This window comes from Achromobacter spanius (assembly GCF_003994415.1).
Lineage (GTDB): Bacteria > Pseudomonadota > Gammaproteobacteria > Burkholderiales > Burkholderiaceae_B > Achromobacter > Achromobacter spanius_C.
Genome location: NZ_CP034689.1, coordinates 5186572 through 5203407 on the forward strand (window position 1 = coordinate 5186572; position 16836 = coordinate 5203407).

Genomic DNA, 16836 nt, shown 5'->3' on the forward strand with positions numbered 1-16836 from the left:
AAAGAAGAACACCAGCCCCAAACGCGCGAAACCCATCAAGCGGCATACGCATGTGGCTGAATTAGCCATTGCGCCTATGCTGCTTGATGGGTTTCGCGCGATAAGTTGCAGCGCTATTTCAGAGACCGTCTCGCGCTACACCCATCCTACGATGGGACGTTGCGCGATGGCTCCACCGCTTACGCCGCGCGTGCTTCCAGCACTGCCACGGCCGGCAGGGTCTTGCCTTCCAGGAATTCCAGGAATGCGCCGCCGCCCGTCGAGATGTAGCCGACTTGTTCGCCGATGCCGTACTTGGCGATGGCGGCCAACGTGTCGCCGCCGCCGGCGATCGAAAAGCCGTCGGACTCCGCAATCGCGCGCGCCACCACTTCGGTGCCGTTGGCGAACTGGTCGAATTCGAACACGCCCACCGGGCCGTTCCAGACGATGGTGCCGGCTTTCTTCAGGATCTCGGCCAACTGCGCCGCGGTTTGCGGACCGATGTCCAGGATCATGTCGTCGTCGGCCACATCGGTGGCGGCCTTGACCGTCGCTTCGGCGTCCGCGCCGAACGCCTTGGCGCACACCACGTCCACCGGAATCGGCACGGCCGCGCCGCGCTGCTTCATCATGTCGATCACGGCGCGCGCCTGCTCAACCTGATCAGGTTCCGCCAGCGACTTGCCGATGGGCAGCCCGGCGGCCAGCAAGAAGGTGTTGGCGATACCGCCGCCCACCACCAACTGGTCAACCTTGTCGGCCAGCGATTGCAGGATGGACAGCTTGGTCGACACCTTCGAGCCGCCCACAATCGCCACCAGCGGGCGCTTGGGTTCGTGCAGCGCACGGCCCAGGGCGTCGAGTTCGGCTGCCAGCAAGGGGCCGGCGCAGGCCACGGGCGCAAAGCGCGCGATGCCATGCGTGGTGGCTTCGGCGCGGTGGGCGGTGCCGAAGGCGTCATTGACATACACGTCGCACAGCGCGGCCATCTTCTTGGCCAGCGCTTCGTCGTCTTTCTTTTCGCCGACGTTCACGCGGCAGTTTTCCAGCAGCACGACCTGGCCGTGGTCCACTTGCACGCCATCGACCCAGTCACGCACCAATTGCACGGGCATGCCCAGCAATTCGGACAGGCGCTGGCCGACCTTGGCCAACGAATCGGCCTCGGTCAGCACGCCTTCTTTCGGGCGGCCCAGGTGGGACGTAACCATCACGGCGGCGCCGGCGTCCAGCGCCAGGCGAATGCCCGGCACGGACGCGCGGATGCGCGTGTCTTCGGAAATGCGGCCGGCGTCGTCGAACGGCACGTTCAAGTCGGCGCGGATAAACACACGCTTGCCGGACAGGGCGCCGGACTTGGCCAGCGCGGACAGGGTATTGACCTTGGACATATTTGCTTTCCTACGATAGGCGAACAAAGGGGACGAACCCATTTTCCGCATTGGCGGAAAACAAATCCGTCCCCTATGGACTGACCGTGTTGCTTACTTGGCCGACATCAGCGCGACGGTGGTGTCGAGCATGCGGTTCGAGAAGCCCCACTCGTTGTCGTACCAGGACGAGACCTTGACCAGACGGCCCGAGACCTTGGTCAGCGACGCGTCAACGGTGCTGGAGGCCGGGTTGTGGTTGTAGTCCACCGACACCAGGGGCTCGGTGTTGTAGTCCAGGATGCCCTTCAACTCGCCTTCCGACGCGGCCTTCAGGATGCTGTTCACTTCTTCGGCGGTCGTGTCGCGGCTGGCCACGAACGACAGGTCAACCAGCGACACGTTGATGGTCGGAACGCGGATGGCGTAGCCGTCCAGCTTGCCGTTCAGTTCCGGCAGCACCAGGCCCACGGCGGCGGCGGCGCCGGTCTTCGTGGGGATCATGCTCATGGTGGCCGAACGCGCGCGGCGCAGGTCTTCGTGATAGACGTCGGTCAGGACCTGGTCGTTGGTGTAGGCGTGAACGGTCGTCATCAGGCCGTTTTCCAGGCCCAGCTTGTCGTTCAGCGGCTTGACCAGCGGGGCCAGGCAGTTGGTGGTGCAGGACGCGTTCGAGATGACAGTGTCGGTCGACTTCAGCACGCCGTGGTTCACGCCGAACACGATGGTGGCGTCCACATCCTTGCCGCCCGGGGCCGAGATGATGACTTTCTTGGCGCCGCCCTTGATGTGCGCGCCGGCCTTTTCCTTGGTCGTGAAGAAGCCCGTGCATTCCAGGACCACGTCAACCTTGAGCTCGCCCCAGGGCAGTTCAGCCGGGTTGCGGTTGGCCAGCACGCGGATCTTGTCGCCGTTGACGACCATGAAGTCGCCGTCGACTTCGACGGTGCCCGGGAACTTGCCGTGGGCGGTGTCGTAGCGCGTCAAGTGCGCGTTCGTCTTGGGATCACCCAGGTCGTTGATGGCGACGATTTCGATATCGTGCTTCTTGCCACCTTCGTAGTGGGCACGCAGGATGTTGCGGCCGATGCGACCGTAACCATTGATGGCGACGCGAATAGTCATACTAAGCTCCCTTTTTTACAAAACCTGTTTGACGGTCTCGGCCACCTTGTCGGCGGTCAGCCCGAAGAACTTGAACAATGCGCCGGCCGGGGCGGACTCACCGTAGCGGTCGATGCCGACCACGGCGCCTTCCAGGCCCACGTACTTGTGCCAGAAGGCGGTCACGCCGGCTTCGACAGCCACGCGCGGCAGGCCCTTGGGCAGCACGGATTGTTTCCAGGCGGCGTCCTGCTTGTCGAATACGTCGGTGCTGGGCATGGAGACCACGCGCACGGCGATGCCTTCCTTAGCCAGTTGGGCTTGCGCGTCCAGCGCAATGGCCACTTCCGAGCCGGTGGCGATGATGACGGCGCGGGCGCCTTCGGCATCACGCAGCACGTAGCCGCCGCGCGCGATGGCGTCCACGGTGGCGGCATCGCGCGGCACGAACGGCAGGTTCTGGCGCGACAGCAACAGGGCCGTCGGGCCGCCGTCATGCACGTCCATGCCGATGCTGGTCGGGCGGGTCACGGCGGCATTCCAGGCCACGGCGGTTTCGGCCGTATCGCAAGGACGCCACAGGGACAGGTTGGGAATCAAACGCAGGCTGGCCGCGTGTTCGATGGATTGGTGGGTCGGGCCGTCTTCGCCCAGGCCGATCGAATCGTGGGTGAACACATGCACCACGCGCTGCTTCATCAGCGCGGCCATGCGGATGGCGTTGCGCGAGTAGTCAGAGAACGTCAGGAAGGTGCCGCCGAAAGGCAGGTAACCGCCGTGCAAGGCCACGCCGTTCATGATGGCGGCCATGCCGAATTCGCGCACGCCGTAGTTGATGTGGCGGCCGAACTGAATGCCCTTTTCGCCCGCGCGAACGGCGGCAACGCCCTTCCAGTCGGTGAAGTTGGAACCGGTCAGGTCGGCCGAGCCGCCCAGCATTTCGGGCAGCAGCGGCGCCAGCGCGGCGATCGCGAATTGCGAAGCCTTGCGGGTGGCGACCGTTTCGGCCTTTTCCAGGGTCGAGGCCAGGAAGGCCTTGAACTGGTCGGCGTAGCCCTCGGGCATTTCGCCCTTCATGCGGCGCGTGAATTCAGCGGCTTCGGCGGGGAACGCGGCGGCGTAGGCGTCAAACGCGGTCTGCCATTCGGCTTGGGCCGCGGCGCCCTGCTTGCGGCCATCCCAGCCGTCGTAGACGTCTTGCGGAATCTGGAACGGTTCCGACGACCAGCCCAGCGCGGCGCGCGTGGCGGCGATTTCGTCCTTGCCCAGCGGCGCGCCGTGCACGTTGTGGGTGCCGGCCATATTGGGCGAACCCTTGCCGATGACGGTGCGGCAGATCACCAGCGTGGGCTTTTCCGACTGCGAACGCGCGGCCTTGATGGCGGCGTCCACGGCGGCGACGTCGTGGCCGTCTACGCCACGGATCACGTTCCAGCCGTAGCCTTCGAAACGCTTGGCGGTGTCGTCGGCGAACCAGTGTTCAACGTGGCCGTCGATGGAGATGCCGTTGTCGTCATACAGCACGACCAGCTTGGACAGCTTCAACGTGCCGGCCAGCGAGCACACTTCGTGCGAGATGCCTTCCATCAGGCAGCCGTCGCCGGTGAAGGCGTAGGTGTGGTGGTCAACGATGGTGTGGCCGGGCTTGTTGAATTCAGCCGCCAGCAGCGCTTCGGCCAGCGCCATGCCCACGGCGTTGCCCAGGCCCTGGCCCAACGGGCCGGTGGTGGTTTCCACGCCCGGGGTGATGCCCACTTCGGGGTGGCCCGGCGTCTTGGAATGCAACTGGCGGAAATTCTTGAGCTCGTCGATCGACAGGTCGTAACCGGTCAGGTGCAAGAGCGCGTAGATCAGCATCGAGCCGTGGCCGTTGGACAGCACGAAGCGGTCGCGGTTGGCCCAGGCGGGATCGTTGGGGTTGTGGCGCAGGTTGCCCGTCCACAAGGCCTGGGCGATTTCCGCCATGCCCATGGGAGCACCCGGATGCCCGGAGTTCGCTTGTTGCACAGCATCCATCGCGAGGGCGCGGATGGCATCCGCCAAGGCAAGTTTAGGGGCGGTCGGATTGCTCATTCGGAAGGCTCTTTGAAGCTGGCGCGCCTAAGGGGAATATAGGGGCCAGTTGAGTGGGTTGCGAAGCAGACGATTTTAGCATCAGGGGATTTCCCTCACGCCATCGCTCTTAAGCCCGATGTAATGAAGCGTATCGCCCCAGGGGAAATATCAGCGTAGCTCCCACAATTGCGGGAAAGTGGTCCGACATTCAGCATGGTGCCCTGTACCTCTCTGATGGAGTCCCCTACCATGGGCCTCATGCTGAACCTGACCATCCCCGTTGAAGGCATCATGGCCTTGCGCACCGCTCTGGGCGAAGAGCGTGCCTTTGCTTTGGCGCGCGCGCTAGAGCACGCCCAGATCAAGGGCGAAGCCGAACTGGTAGCGAGTATTTACGCAAAATCCGAGGCGTCGCTGAAGGAGACGCAACGCGCGCTTCAGGAACAAATCGCCCAACTGCCCAACCGCGAAGAGCTTAAACGTTTCGCCACGCACGAAGACCTGGCTGACCTGCGCGCCCAGTTCATGCGGCTGGACAAGAAAATGACGGTGGGGTTTCTGACGCTGCTGGGCCTGAACCTGGCGTCCAGCGCCCCGACCTTCCTGGAATGGGGGGTCAAGGTGGTAGGCTACGCGCTCAAATAACCTGATCGCCCCCGCCCCCGCGCCCGAACGCCCATGTCCGCCCCCCGATTTTTCTGCGACATCCCCCTTGTTGCCGGCTCCCGTGTCGCCTTGCCGGACGCCCTGGCGCACCATGCGTTGCGCGTGCTGCGGCTGAAAGCCGGCGAAACTGTCGTGCTGTTCAATGGACAGGGTGGTGAGTACGACGCCGTGCTTGAGGTGGATGGCAAGGCAGGCTTTGCCACGCTGGGCGACTTCAACCCCCGTGAAGCCGAGCTTGCCGGGCGCATCACGCTGGTACAGGGCTTGCCGTCGGGCGACAAGATGGATTGGGTGGTGGAAAAGGCGGTGGAGCTGGGCGCGGCCCATGTCAGCCCGATTGCCGCGCAACGCAGCGTGTTGCAGTTGTCCGGGCCTCGGCTGGACAAACGGGTCGCTCATTGGCAGCGCATTGCACAATCCGCCAGTGAGCAGTGCGGCCGTAACCGCCTGATGACGGTGGATGCGCCGCTGACCTTGGCCGACTGGCTGGCCGAGCCCGCCGACGGGTTGCGCCTCTTGTGTCATCCGGAAGCCACTGACGATCTGGCCGGCAAGCTGCGAGCCACGCCCGACTTACCGGCGCTGACCTTGCTGGTGGGCCCCGAAGGCGGATGGTCGGACAAGGAACTGGATCTGGCCCGCCAGGCGGGCGTGCAGACCGTGCGATTTGGCCCGCGCGTGCTGCGCACCGAGACGGCCGGGCTGGCGCTGCTGGCGGCCGTCAGCGCATTGATGGGCTGGTAGCCGTACAAGTCCTGGAGCCGGGCACCAGCACACGCACAAGCACACGCACAAGCCGCGGCATTGCCGCCCCCGCCAAGCGGTCAGAAAGACAAACAGCTAATCGTTCTCGCCGTAAGGGGCCGCCGCGATGCCGGGTTCCGGGTCGGGGTGGCGGCCCGCGTGTTCTATGACAAACGCAAAGATGCGGCCATTTTCACGCGCAAAATCGGCAGCGTCCGAACACACGGTTTCAATTTTGGCGGCGTCTTCTTCCAGCACCGGATCACCCGAGTGCAGCCGGTACAACCACAACACGACGCCCGTCTTGTGATCCAGGACCGTGTCGCACAGGCAGTCGTACAGGGCATCCAGGTTGCCGCCGAAGTATTCGGGAAAGTCCACCGCCTTGACGATGGCGCGCAGCACCGCGGAACGGCTGCGGGCGGGGTCGCAGTTGGCAACGAACAAGGCCAGGCCCAGCTCGTGGGAGGCATCCACGACGGCCTTCTTGTCCAGCCCCTCATGAGGCAGCGCTCCCCCGCGCAGAAGCTGCTTCTGCAACGTAGATTGGCCATTGCGCGTCATGCCTGAGCCTCCTTGAAAAAGGCGATCACTTCTTCGTTACGCTGCATCGTATCGGCATAACCCAGTTCAATCAATCGCTTGGTGTAGCTGGATTCGAACAGCAGATACGACATCAGCGCACCGCCCCCAGGACGGCCTGGATCGGACGATACACCGAGTACGCGAAAAAGGGCACGCGCTTGTGCAGGCATGTCTTGCAGGTGCTCTAGCGCCATCGTGTCCAGCGACTGGCTGGGGGTGATGGTCAGCACCTGGATGCGGCGCACATTGACCTGGACGCCGTCCGGCGTGGCATGCTCCATCAGGGCATTGATGCGCTCAAGCCGTTCCACATCCACCGACAGACCATCCAGGAAGATGCTGGACAGCGCATGCCCGCCCACTTGCGCCAGGGATGGATACGGTGGGGAATCCTCGCGGTTCTCCGGGTGGGTATCGTCGCGAAAGCCGGTGCCGATCACCATGACGCGGTGCGCGCCCAGATGTATGGCCGGGCTGATCGGCGCCAACTGGCGCATGGACCCGTCGCCGCACCATTCGCCTTTGCCATGCACCTGCACCTGCCGGGCGGGGAACACAAAGGGAATCGATGACGACGCCATCAGGTGGTCGATGCCGATAGGGGTGGGGATGGCCAGCCGCAGATAGCGGTGCCAGGGCTCGATGGGCGCGTGCGCCTGGTAGAAGGTCAGGTGTTCGCCGCTGGTGTAGCCCGACGCCGTGATGGCCAGCGCCGACAGCGCGCCGCCTTCCAGGTTGGCGCGCAGATGGTCGAAGTTCAGCACCCGGCCCAGCAGCGCCTCCATGGGGCTGTTGTCCAAGAGCGACTGCGGCCGTTTGCGCGTCAACCCCGAATACATCCATCCCAGCGACAGCAGCCCCAGCCAGCGCACCCCCGTGCGTATCAGCCCGGGCGCGTCGGCGCGGTAGATCATGTCGGTATTCAGCGACGACCACAGCCGACGGATGCGGCGCACCCCCAGGTGCGGGCGGTCCGCGCGGCAGGCCAGCGCGGCGGCGTTGATCGCGCCCGCCGACGTGCCGCAGATGATGTCAAACGGGTTACGGAAGCGGGATTGCCAGTCGGGGTCCAGCAGCTCCATGATGGCGCTGAGCACGCCGACCTGATAGGCGGCGCGCGCGCCGCCCCCCGTCAGGACCAGGCCGATCGGCGCGCGGGGGCACGCCGGACCGGCGGGACTGACTTCAACGTGGAGTGTTGACATCGACCACAGTCATCGCGGTCATGTTGACGATGCGGCGCACGGTCGAGCTGGAGGTCAGGATATGCACCGGCGCATTGCAGCCCAACAGGAACGGGCCGACCGCCACGTTGCCGCCCGCCGCCGTCTTGAGCAGGTTGTAGGCAATGTTGCCCGAGTCCACGTTCGGGCACACCAGCAGATTGGCTTCGCCCTTCAGGGTGGACGACGGCAGGATGCGCATGCGCAGCGCTTCGTCCAGTGCGCAGTCACCGTGCATTTCGCCGTCGATTTCCAGTTCGGGTTCTTTCTCGCGCACGATTTCCAACGCGCGGCGCATCTTGGCGCCGGACGCCGAGCTGCCGGAACCAAAGTTCGAACGCGACAGCAGCGCCACCTTTGGCGCCAGATACATGCGGCGCATTTCGTTGGCGGCGGAAATGGTGAATTCAGCGATCTGTTCGGCCGTGGGTTCATCGTTGACATGCGTGTCCACCAACACCACCGTGCGCTCGTTGAGCAGCAGGATGTTCATGGCGGCATACACGTTGTGGCCCGGGCGGCGGCCGATCACTTCATCCACGAAACGCAGGTGGTCGTGATACGCCCCCACCGACCCGCAGACCATGCCGTCGGCGTCGCCCAGGTGCACCATCATCGCGCCAATCAAGGTCATGCGGCGGCGCATTTCCACGCGCGCCATTTCCTTGGTGATGCCACGGCGGCACATGCGTTCCCAGTAGGTGGTCCAGTACTGATGGAAGCGTTCGTCGTATTCCGGGTTGGTCACTTCAACGTCTTCACCCAGGCGCAGGCGCAGGCCCAATTTTTCGATGCGGGTCAGCAGCACCGACGGGCGGCCCACCAGAATGGGGCGCGCCAGGCCTTCGTCAACCACCACCTGCACCGCGCGCAGCACGCGTTCGTCTTCGCCTTCCGCGAACACGATGCGGGCGGGGCCGCCTTCACGCACGATGCGTTTGGCGGCCGAGAACAGCGGCTTCATGAACGCGCCAGAGTGGTAGACGAATTGCTGCAACTGCGCTTCGTAGGCTTCCATATCGGCCAGCGGGCGCGTGGCCACGCCGCCGTCCATGGCGGCCTTGGCCACGGCCGGCGCAATGCGCACGATCAGGCGCGGGTCAAACGGCTTGGGGATCAGGTATTCGGGGCCAAACGAGATGTCGAACGTGCCATAGGCGGCCGCCACAACTTCGTTCTGTTCTTCCTGCGCCAACTGGGCAATGGCATAGACCGCCGCCATTTCCATTTCGCGCGTGATGGTGGTGGCGCCCACGTCCAGCGCACCCCGGAAGATGTACGGGAAGCACAGGACGTTGTTGACCTGGTTCGGGTAGTCGGACCGGCCGGTGGCCATGACCACGTCGTCGCGTACCGAATGCGCCAGTTCCGGCAGGATTTCCGGCGTGGGGTTGGCCAGCGCCAGGATCAGCGGGCGCGGCCCCATGGTGGCAACCATTTCCGGCTTGAGCACGCCGCCCGCCGACAGGCCCAGGAACACGTCGGCGTTCTGGATCACCTCGGCCAGCTTGCGGGCATCCGTCTTTTGCGCAAAGCGCGCCTTGTCCGGGTCCATCAGCTCGGTACGGCCTTCGTAGACCACGCCTTCGATGTCGGTGACCCAGATGTTTTCCAGCGGCAAGCCCAGGTCCACCATCAGGTCCAGGCAGGCCAGGGCGGCAGCGCCGGCGCCAGAGGTCACCACCTTGACCGTCTTGATGTCCTTGCCCACGACCTTCAGGCCGTTGATGAACGCCGCCGACACCGTGATGGCCGTGCCATGCTGGTCGTCGTGGAAGACCGGAATCTTCATGCGTTCACGCAGCTTGCGTTCCACGGTGAAGCATTCCGGCGCCTTGATGTCTTCCAGGTTGATGCCGCCGAAGGTGGCTTCAAGACCCGCGATGATTTCCACCAGCTTGTCGGGGTCGGTTTCGTTGATTTCGATGTCGAAGACATCCAGGCCGGCAAACTTCTTGAACAGCACCGCCTTGCCTTCCATGACCGGCTTGGAGGCCAGCGCGCCGATATTGCCCAGGCCCAGCACCGCCGTGCCGTTGGTGATCACGCCCACCAGGTTGCCGCGCGCGGTGTAGCGGAACACATTGGCCGGGTCGGCCACGATTTCCTCACAGGCAGCCGCCACGCCCGGCGAATAGGCCAACGCCAGATCGCGCTGGTTGGTCAGTTGCTTGGTCGGCGTGACCGAGATTTTGCCGGGGCGGCCGGCCTCGTGATATTCAAGGGCGGCTTTGCGAAGGTTGGCATCCATATGGGCGGCTACAGGCTGGTAAGTGAAACAGAGGGAGGAATTCTATTCCCATGACGGCCGTCTGGGTATGCCCACGCGACCTCGCCTCTTGGGGCAGGGCAAGCGGCGGAATCTTACATTAAGCTGAACGACATTCAGCTTGCGTTGGGCAGGAATAGGGGAAAACGACCATGGGGGTCGAATAGCGTCTTGACCCGGTCGTCGAGCCGGAACGTGGCGAGTCCGGGCGTTTGGGGTTCCGGTGACGGGAGGTAAGGCGCCGCGGGCTCCTGGCCCGGGTCCAGATCCGAATCCAGACTTGGCTCCATGGCGGCCGGCGCATCAGTCAGCGTCACGCCCTGCACCCATGCCAGCGTGCCGCCGTGGCCCAACAGCAGATGAGCCAGGTTCACGGTGGCCGGGGCATCGGGCTTCAACGCGTCCAGCCGGTAGCGGCCCAGCCAGTGGTCGCCGTCCCGCGTGGCGAAGGCGTCGCCGCCCGAGGCCAATTTGAATAGTGCGGGCACCAGGCTTTGCACGGTGGCCGAGCGCAACGGCTGGACATCGGCCTCGCCAAACGGCCCCAAGGTTTCTTCAACCCCGTCGGCCAACATGACATCCACCGTCAGCAAACCCGAGGCCGCACAGCGGCCCGCGCGCCAGGGTGCTGGCGCGGCCAGCCATTCCGCCAGGGTCATGGCGTCCGGCAAGCCCGCGAACTGCCGCAAGCCGGCCTGGACCAGCGCCGCCATGGGCACGCCTGGCTGCGCCCGCCAACGCGGGATGTCGCCGGGCTGGTCCACCAGGCGGGCCAGCCCGGCCAGCCGCGACGGATCAATCCGCAGGCGCGGGCTGCCGGACGGCGCATACGGCCCCGTCGCCCCCTCCAGCGCCATCACGACGCCGTACTCGGCGCACAGCGTGCGCGCATGGGCCACGTCGGCATCGCGCGTGGGCGTCAGGATGGCCTGCGCACCGCCCGGGCCGTTCTCGCCCAAATCATTGACCTGCCCCTGGCACAGCAGCTTCAAGCGCTGCATGAATGCGGCCCACGGCGTTTGCGCGGGCCGCCTACCTAGCAGGAAAGCGCGCCGGGATGGCTGCATGACTACAATTCCTTTTTGCTTCAAAGACGCTATTCGAGAATCCAATGCCCCGCCTTGCTGCTCGCACCCATGACTTTCTGACCTTCCAGGTAATGGAACTTTTCAAGCAGGCGCAGGCGCTCCAGGCGGCGGGCAAGGACATTATCAGCCTGGGCATTGGCGAACCGGACTTTACCGCGCCGCCCCAGGTGGTGGAAGCGCTGGACCGCGCCGCCCGCGCCGGCCTTAGCGGCTATGGCCCGGCCGCCGGCCTGATGCCGCTGCGAGCCGCCATTGCGCAGTTCTACCACGACCAGTTCGGCGCCAAGATCAATCCGGCGCGCGTGATTGTCACGGCGGGCGCGTCGGGCGCGCTCACGCTGGCCTGCGCGGCGCTGGTCAATCCAGGTGGCGAAGTCCTGATGCCGGACCCGTCCTACCCCGCCAACAGCAACTTCGTGCTGGCGGCGGGCGGCGTGCCGCGCTTGATCCCGAGTTCGGCCGCGAAGCGGTTCCAGCTTTCGGCGGACGACGTGGCCCGCCACTGGACGCCCGCCACCCAAGGCGTGCTGGTGGCGTCCCCGAGCAACCCCACCGGCACCTCCATCGCCCATGCCGAACTGGCGGAACTGTTGGCGCAGGTGCGCGCGCGCGACGGCTTTGCCATCGTCGATGAAATCTACCTCGGCCTGTCCTATGAAGGCCAGCCGAAGTCGGCATTGACGCTGGACGATGACATCATCGTCATCAACAGTTTTTCGAAGTACTTCCATATGACAGGCTGGCGGCTGGGCTGGATGATCGTGCCCGAAGACATGGTGGCGCCGGTCGAGAAAATTGCCGCCAGCCTGGCGATCTGCGCGCCCACCCTGGCCCAGCACGCCGCGCTGGCCTGCTTCACCGAGCAGGCGATGAAAACCTTCGAGCACCGCCGCGAAGCATTCAAGCAGCGCCGCGACTACCTGTTGCCTGAGTTCGAGCGTCTGGGCATCCATGTACCGGTCAAGCCAGACGGCGCGTTCTATATCTACGCCGATATCAGCAACCTGGGCATGGACAGCGTCACGTTCTCGCAACGCCTGCTGCGGGAAGCCGGGGTTGCCGCCGTGCCGGGGCTGGACTTCGGGCCGGCCCATGGCGGCCACACCATGCGTTTTTCCTACGCCACCGGCCTGGACCGGCTGGAAGAGGCCGTGGCCCGCATCGGCCAACTGCTGCAGCGCTGAACCAAAAAAAACGCGCTTCATGAAGAAGCGCGTTGTGTGCCGGTGGGCACGCCGGGCGGGATCAGTCCCGCGCCAGCGCAATGCCCGAGGCCAGCGCCAGGCGCCGGCGTTCTGCCTGTACCTTGGCGCCGTAGCCGTTGTCGTTCGGCCCGGTCGCGCCCACATAGCAGGCCAAGCCGGCGTCGACCGAACCACGTCGGTTGATGCAGTCGCGCAGAATCGTGGCGCCCACGCCAATATTGGCGGCGGGGTCCAGCGGGTTCTTGCCCACGGCGTCGAACTTCTCCTGGTGCACGCTGGTCATGACCTGCATCAGGCCCTGCGCGCCCACGTGGCTTTCGGCCAGGGGGTTGTAGCGGGACTCGATGGCGATGACGGCCAGCACCAACAGCGGGTCAAGCTGCTTTTCGCGGCTGACCTTGTACACGGTGTTCAACAGCGGGCCGGTGGCGTCATAGGCCACCTTGTATTTGCGCGATATATAGTTGCGCAAAGCCTCTGCCTGGGGGCCCGTGGCCGACAAGGCGGACTTTTTCGGCGCCGGCGGCGCGACGCGCGCAGGCCCCAGCATGCCGGTGGCATTGCTGGCGGGAGCGGTTGGTACGGCCATGGCAATTGCCGACGCAGTGTCGGAACCCAGTTCGGAACCGGCATCGGAATCGGTGCCGGTTTGCATGGATGAAGGCGCTAGGGCGGTCAACAAGGCTTTGTGCACTTGCAATGCCTGGTCGCGCAAACCGGGCAGGGCAAATCCCATGCTTACCGTCACAATCACTGCGATGCCCAGATAGACTGAACAGATTCGCAAGCACTCGGCAAGATACTGGTGCACTCCTTGGGCCATATTCCTGAACAGGCTGGCCACTGACGCATCGGGCATGAAAACCTCCTGCGTGGAAAAAGAGGGAGTCAATGTTAACCTCTCTTTCGACCTCAAATGTAACCAAATCGCTGGGATCTGTAGTGAAATACCGCGACCTTAGAGACTTCCTCGCCCAACTCGAACGCATGGGCGAGCTCAAACGCATTGCCGCGCCCGTGTCCACGCGCCTGGAAATGACCGAAATTTCCGACCGCGTGCTGCGTGCCGAAGGCCCCGCCCTGCTGTTTGAAAAAACCCAGCACGACGGCCAGCCGGCGCAGATGCCGGTGCTGACCAACCTGTTCGGCACCCCGTCCCGCGTGGCGCGTGGCATGGGCGCCGACAGCGTCAGCGCGCTGCGCGATATCGGCGAACTGCTGGCCTCGCTGCGCGAACCCGAGGCGCCCAAGGGGCTGCGCGACGCGCTGGCCAAGGTGTCGATGCTGAAGGCCGCGCTGTGGGACATGAGCCCCAAGAACGTGAAGAGCCCGGCGTGCCAGGAAGTGGTCTGGGAAGGCAAGGATGTGGACCTGACCCGCCTGCCTATCCAGACCTGCTGGCCCGGCGACGTGGCGCCGCTGCTGACCTGGGGGCTGGTGATCACACGCGGGCCGAACGCCAAGCGGCAGAACCTGGGCATCTACCGCCAGCAGCTGCTGGGGCCGAACAAGCTGATCATGCGCTGGTTGTCGCATCGCGGCGGCGCGCTGGATTTTCGCGACCACGCCCTGGCCAACCCCGGCACGCCCTTCCCCATTGCCGTGGCGCTGGGCGCCGACCCGGCCACCACCTTGGGCGCCGTCACCCCCGTGCCCGACAGCCTGTCCGAATACCAGTTTGCCGGCCTGCTGCGCGGTTCGCGCACCGAAGTCGCGCAGGCCTTGGGCAGCAACCTGTCGGTGCCGGCCTGGGCCGAGATCGTGCTGGAAGGGCATCTGCTGCCGTCCACCGACCCGCGCGCCATCAAGCCCGTGGTGCCCGAAGGCGTCAACCCGCCGCCCAACAGCGACTATGAAATGGCGCTGGAAGGCCCCTATGGCGACCACACCGGTTACTACAACGAGCAGGACTGGTTTCCCGTGTTCACGGTCGAACGGATCACGATGCGGCGCAACCCCATCTATCACTCCACCTACACCGGCAAACCGCCCGACGAGCCCGCCGTGCTGGGCGTTGCGCTGAACGAAGTCTTCGTGCCGCTCCTGCGGCGCCAACTGCCGGAGATCGTCGACTTCTATCTTCCCCCCGAAGGCTGCAGTTACCGGCTGGCCGTGGTGTCGATCCGCAAGCAGTACGCCGGCCACGCCAAGCGCGTCATGTTCGGCCTGTGGAGCATTCTGCGCCAGTTCATGTACACCAAGTTCATCGTGGTGGTGGATGAAGACATCAACCCGCGCGACTGGAAAGAAGTGGTGTGGGCCATGACGACCCGCATGGACCCTGTGCGCGACACGCTGCTGGTGGAAAACACGCCTATCGACTACCTGGACTTTGCGTCGCCGGTGTCCGGGCTGGGCGGCAAGATGGGGCTGGACGCCACCAACAAATGGCCCGGCGAAACCCAGCGCGAATGGGGCACGCCCATCACCATGGATGCCGACGTCAAGAAACGCGTTGACGATATCTGGGGCCAGTTGGGCCTGTAGCCACACCCGGCAACCGCACCCCGTAAAAAAACCCGCCGTTGTATCCAACGGCGGGTTTTTACTTGGGCGCAACGCAGGACGCTACTGATCGTCCTCTCGAGAACTGCGCCACATCTTGAACAATTGCCAGCCGACCAGCGCACCGCCCGCAACCTTCAACAGCTTGGAGCGCTTGCCGCCCCGCATCAGCAGTGTCGACAAGGACGAACTGACCAACGGATAACGGCGCGCCAAGGTAATGGCCTGCATGACCCAGCGCGATGCGCCGCCCGAGGCCAGTCGGGGCAGTAGCCCCCGGATGATCGAGGCGGGCTCCAGCTTTTGGCCGGTCGTGACGATGTCGTGCACCAGCGATTCGCGTTCGATCGCCGCGCGGGCGCGCAGCAATTCGATACGCACCGCGCGATCCACGACGGGAGACCTTTTCGACATGGTTCAGCCCTCCTCGCGCCGACGCGCCGGGGGATCGTCGTCTTGAGCATCGCGCACCCGCTCCAGCAGTTCCGCATCGCGGCTCAGCTCTTCCAGGGTGGCCGCGAACGGTGGTGCGCCATTGACCAAACCATGCCGCACCATCAGCAGCAGCACAATGCCGGCGATTCCGTAAAACGCCGCCAACAAGCCCAAGGCCATGTAGCGGTCTTCGGTGGGCCAGAACAGCACCGCCACCGTCACCGTGAACACCAGCACCGCAAGCGTCAAAAAGAGCAACGCCGCGAATGCCATGCCCAGCAGTTTGAGCAGGCGCGCCTTTTCATCGGCGGCTTCCAGTGCCAGCAGCTCCAAGCGCGTTCGAAACAGCCCGACCAGGCTGGACGCAACGCCGAAAACAGATTTTCGTAGACCCATGGCGTCTGGAACGTCAAAGGCGGGCGTGTGCCCGCCTTTGACGCTCTAGCCCTTAACGGCGGCTGATCAGCAAGCCGAGCAGCAGGCCGGTCACGCCTGCGACACCGATGGCTTGCCAGGGATTGTCGTGCACATAGTCGTCAGTGGCGCGTGCGGCTTTGCGGCCACGCTCCAACACGGCGTCTTGGGCTTCGTAGAGGGCTTCACGCGTGCGCTTGAGCGAGGTCATGGCGCGTTCACGCAGTTCGTTGGCCTTGTCGCCCGTGGTGCCGGCTGCTTCGCGCAGCAGGTTTTCGGCGTCGTTAAGGCTGGTCTTGACACTGTCGATGAGTTTTTCTTTTGCGACTTCTTCGGATTTTCTCGTGGCCATTTTATTGAGCTCCTGTTGTGTGTCTATGACGAAAACATCATACCAGCCGCCTTGCCCGCGGCAAGGCGTGCTTGATACCGTGTGCTACTTGATCTGCGTAATTTCAACGGCTGATTTGACGCCACCCTGATCGATGTCTTGCTTCATCACCAGATTCACCGCCGGGCAATACCAATCGGTGACCGTCGTGTTCATGCCGGGAATGGGAATGGTCAGGCCTTGGAACGTGGCCATGGTGGGGTCCGAGTTGCGCGTGTACTTGACGGGGTGGCACGACTGGCTGCCCAAGGCCGTGTTCAACGACGTCTTTTGGCCCACGCTTTTTTCGCCGATGCGAACCGTGGTGCTGGGCTGGCCGCCCACCGGCGCTTCCTTGCCGATCTTCAGGCGGAACGAAGAACCCGGCAGCTTCTGGCCGGGATTGAGCTTGCCGTCGTAAGCGAACAGGCCCAGCATGCGCAGGTCGAACTGACCCTCGGACGGCTTCGGCGCTTCGCCCGCGGTGGCGTAGCGCACGAAGGTGGCTTGGCCGCCCTTCACCGTCATCAGGTAGTCCAGCTTGGACTTGCCCGGTGGCAGGCCGGCGTAGCCGAAGGTAGCCACGCCTTGCACGCGCGCGCGGCAGTTGTCGCCATTGCTTTTTGTAACTTCGGTGAAGTTCAGGTCCGCGCCCAGGGCCAGGTTGCCCGAACCGGTCAACTGCACCGCACCGCCGTCATGCATGAACTGGGCGTCGCACACGCCCGCCTGCACCGACGCGGCCGCGCCCAGCGCGCCCACGCACAACATCAAGGATGCGATTTTTTGCATCGTCACTAGCCACTCCAGTATTCAGGACA

General features: G+C 64.5%; 16 protein-coding genes. 4 read left to right on the forward strand and 12 right to left on the reverse strand.

Annotated elements, in window-relative coordinates; translation table 11 throughout:
* Positions 1-179: 179 nt before the first annotated feature.
* From ELS24_RS23755 to tkt, 3 genes are all read right to left on the reverse strand, one after another.
* Entirely contained in the window at positions 180-1373 is a 1194-nt protein-coding gene (locus ELS24_RS23755) for a phosphoglycerate kinase (RefSeq protein WP_050448783.1), read from the reverse strand.
* A 93-nt stretch (positions 1374-1466) separates the two neighbouring features.
* Positions 1467-2477, reverse strand: coding sequence for a type I glyceraldehyde-3-phosphate dehydrogenase (gap, locus tag ELS24_RS23760; protein WP_006221200.1), 1011 nt, complete (start codon positions 2475-2477; stop codon positions 1467-1469).
* 15 nt (positions 2478-2492) lie between these two features.
* Positions 2493-4529 (reverse strand): transketolase, encoded by a 2037-nt coding sequence (gene tkt, locus ELS24_RS23765; protein ID WP_127185511.1) that lies wholly within the window; start codon positions 4527-4529, stop codon positions 2493-2495.
* Positions 4530-4760: 231 nt separating this feature from the next.
* On the opposite strand from tkt, the gene ELS24_RS23770 reads away from it, so the two are divergent.
* Both ELS24_RS23770 and ELS24_RS23775 read left to right on the forward strand, forming a co-directional pair.
* Positions 4761-5156: a hypothetical protein gene (locus ELS24_RS23770; RefSeq protein ID WP_050448781.1), complete on the forward strand. Its 396-nt coding sequence runs from the start codon at positions 4761-4763 to the stop codon at positions 5154-5156.
* A gap of 33 nt (positions 5157-5189) precedes the next feature.
* Positions 5190-5921 carry a 16S rRNA (uracil(1498)-N(3))-methyltransferase gene (locus ELS24_RS23775; RefSeq protein ID WP_127185512.1) on the forward strand — a complete coding sequence of 244 codons (732 nt, stop codon included), beginning with the start codon at positions 5190-5192 and terminating at the stop codon, positions 5919-5921.
* Between the two features lie 96 nt (positions 5922-6017).
* On the opposite strand, the gene ELS24_RS23780 is transcribed toward ELS24_RS23775, so the two are convergent.
* The 4 genes from ELS24_RS23780 to ELS24_RS23795 all read right to left on the reverse strand — a co-directional run bounded on the left by ELS24_RS23780 (position 6018) and on the right by ELS24_RS23795 (position 11065).
* Positions 6018-6485 (reverse strand): barstar family protein, encoded by a 468-nt coding sequence (locus ELS24_RS23780; protein ID WP_050448779.1) that lies wholly within the window; start codon positions 6483-6485, stop codon positions 6018-6020.
* On the reverse strand, positions 6482-7711 hold the full coding sequence (locus ELS24_RS23785; RefSeq protein ID WP_164741290.1) for a patatin-like phospholipase family protein: 1230 nt from the start codon (positions 7709-7711) through the stop codon (positions 6482-6484). Before ELS24_RS23785 ends, ELS24_RS23780 begins: the two co-directional genes overlap by 4 nt.
* Positions 7692-9980 (reverse strand): NADP-dependent malic enzyme, encoded by a 2289-nt coding sequence (locus tag ELS24_RS23790; RefSeq protein ID WP_127185513.1) that lies wholly within the window; start codon positions 9978-9980, stop codon positions 7692-7694. The genes ELS24_RS23785 and ELS24_RS23790 overlap by 20 nt, the downstream gene beginning before the upstream one ends.
* A 134-nt stretch (positions 9981-10114) precedes the next feature.
* Positions 10115-11065 (reverse strand): FAD-binding protein, encoded by a 951-nt coding sequence (locus ELS24_RS23795; RefSeq protein WP_127185514.1) that lies wholly within the window; start codon positions 11063-11065, stop codon positions 10115-10117.
* Positions 11066-11109: 44 nt separating this feature from the next.
* Here ELS24_RS23795 and ELS24_RS23800 point away from each other — a divergent pair, with 44 nt between their 5' ends.
* On the forward strand, positions 11110-12270 hold the full coding sequence (locus ELS24_RS23800) for a pyridoxal phosphate-dependent aminotransferase (protein WP_050448270.1): 1161 nt from the start codon (positions 11110-11112) through the stop codon (positions 12268-12270).
* Positions 12271-12331: 61 nt separating this feature from the next.
* Here the strand turns inward: ELS24_RS23800 and ELS24_RS23805 are convergent, their stop codons facing one another.
* The gene (locus ELS24_RS23805; protein ID WP_050448269.1) at positions 12332-13150 is read right to left on the reverse strand and encodes a lytic transglycosylase domain-containing protein; all 819 of its coding nucleotides are present in this window, start codon (positions 13148-13150) and stop codon (positions 12332-12334) included.
* 83 nt (positions 13151-13233) lie between these two features.
* Here ELS24_RS23805 and ubiD point away from each other — a divergent pair, with 83 nt between their 5' ends.
* A complete protein-coding gene (ubiD, locus tag ELS24_RS23810) occupies positions 13234-14778 on the forward strand; it encodes a 4-hydroxy-3-polyprenylbenzoate decarboxylase (protein WP_127185515.1) in 1545 nt (514 codons plus the stop codon).
* Positions 14779-14859: 81 nt separating this feature from the next.
* Here ubiD and ELS24_RS23815 read toward each other — a convergent pair whose 3' ends face one another.
* The 4 genes from ELS24_RS23815 to ELS24_RS23830 form a co-directional block, all read right to left on the reverse strand.
* A complete protein-coding gene (locus ELS24_RS23815) occupies positions 14860-15210 on the reverse strand; it encodes a hypothetical protein (RefSeq protein WP_050448267.1) in 351 nt (116 codons plus the stop codon).
* Between the two features lie 3 nt (positions 15211-15213).
* Positions 15214-15627 (reverse strand): phage holin family protein, encoded by a 414-nt coding sequence (locus tag ELS24_RS23820; RefSeq protein ID WP_050448266.1) that lies wholly within the window; start codon positions 15625-15627, stop codon positions 15214-15216.
* 52 nt (positions 15628-15679) lie between these two features.
* Positions 15680-15997, reverse strand: coding sequence for a DUF883 family protein (locus tag ELS24_RS23825; RefSeq protein ID WP_050448265.1), 318 nt, complete (start codon positions 15995-15997; stop codon positions 15680-15682).
* A gap of 84 nt (positions 15998-16081) precedes the next feature.
* On the reverse strand, positions 16082-16807 hold the full coding sequence (locus ELS24_RS23830) for a hypothetical protein (RefSeq protein ID WP_083447457.1): 726 nt from the start codon (positions 16805-16807) through the stop codon (positions 16082-16084).
* Positions 16808-16836 lie beyond the last annotated feature (29 nt).

What these genes read in the sequence shown, in the direction of transcription:
- ELS24_RS23795 (WP_127185514.1), bottom strand. Translation starts at nt 11,065, where the DNA reads ATGCAGCCATCCCGGCGCGCTTTCCTGCTAGGTAGGCGGCCCGCGCAA.
- ELS24_RS23770 (WP_050448781.1), top strand. Translation starts at nt 4,761, where the DNA reads ATGGGCCTCATGCTGAACCTGACCATCCCCGTTGAAGGCATCATGGCC.
- ELS24_RS23800 (WP_050448270.1), top strand. Translation starts at nt 11,110, where the DNA reads ATGCCCCGCCTTGCTGCTCGCACCCATGACTTTCTGACCTTCCAGGTA.
- ELS24_RS23805 (WP_050448269.1), bottom strand. Translation starts at nt 13,150, where the DNA reads ATGCCCGATGCGTCAGTGGCCAGCCTGTTCAGGAATATGGCCCAAGGA.
- ELS24_RS23830 (WP_083447457.1), bottom strand. Translation starts at nt 16,807, where the DNA reads ATGCAAAAAATCGCATCCTTGATGTTGTGCGTGGGCGCGCTGGGCGCG.
- ELS24_RS23755 (WP_050448783.1), bottom strand. Translation starts at nt 1,373, where the DNA reads ATGTCCAAGGTCAATACCCTGTCCGCGCTGGCCAAGTCCGGCGCCCTG.
- ELS24_RS23815 (WP_050448267.1), bottom strand. Translation starts at nt 15,210, where the DNA reads ATGTCGAAAAGGTCTCCCGTCGTGGATCGCGCGGTGCGTATCGAATTG.
- ELS24_RS23775 (WP_127185512.1), top strand. Translation starts at nt 5,190, where the DNA reads ATGTCCGCCCCCCGATTTTTCTGCGACATCCCCCTTGTTGCCGGCTCC.
- ELS24_RS23825 (WP_050448265.1), bottom strand. Translation starts at nt 15,997, where the DNA reads ATGGCCACGAGAAAATCCGAAGAAGTCGCAAAAGAAAAACTCATCGAC.
- tkt (WP_127185511.1), bottom strand. Translation starts at nt 4,529, where the DNA reads ATGAGCAATCCGACCGCCCCTAAACTTGCCTTGGCGGATGCCATCCGC.
- gap (WP_006221200.1), bottom strand. Translation starts at nt 2,477, where the DNA reads ATGACTATTCGCGTCGCCATCAATGGTTACGGTCGCATCGGCCGCAAC.
- ELS24_RS23790 (WP_127185513.1), bottom strand. Translation starts at nt 9,980, where the DNA reads ATGGATGCCAACCTTCGCAAAGCCGCCCTTGAATATCACGAGGCCGGC.
- ELS24_RS23820 (WP_050448266.1), bottom strand. Translation starts at nt 15,627, where the DNA reads ATGGGTCTACGAAAATCTGTTTTCGGCGTTGCGTCCAGCCTGGTCGGG.
- ELS24_RS23785 (WP_164741290.1), bottom strand. Translation starts at nt 7,711, where the DNA reads ATGTCAACACTCCACGTTGAAGTCAGTCCCGCCGGTCCGGCGTGCCCC.
- ELS24_RS23780 (WP_050448779.1), bottom strand. Translation starts at nt 6,485, where the DNA reads ATGACGCGCAATGGCCAATCTACGTTGCAGAAGCAGCTTCTGCGCGGG.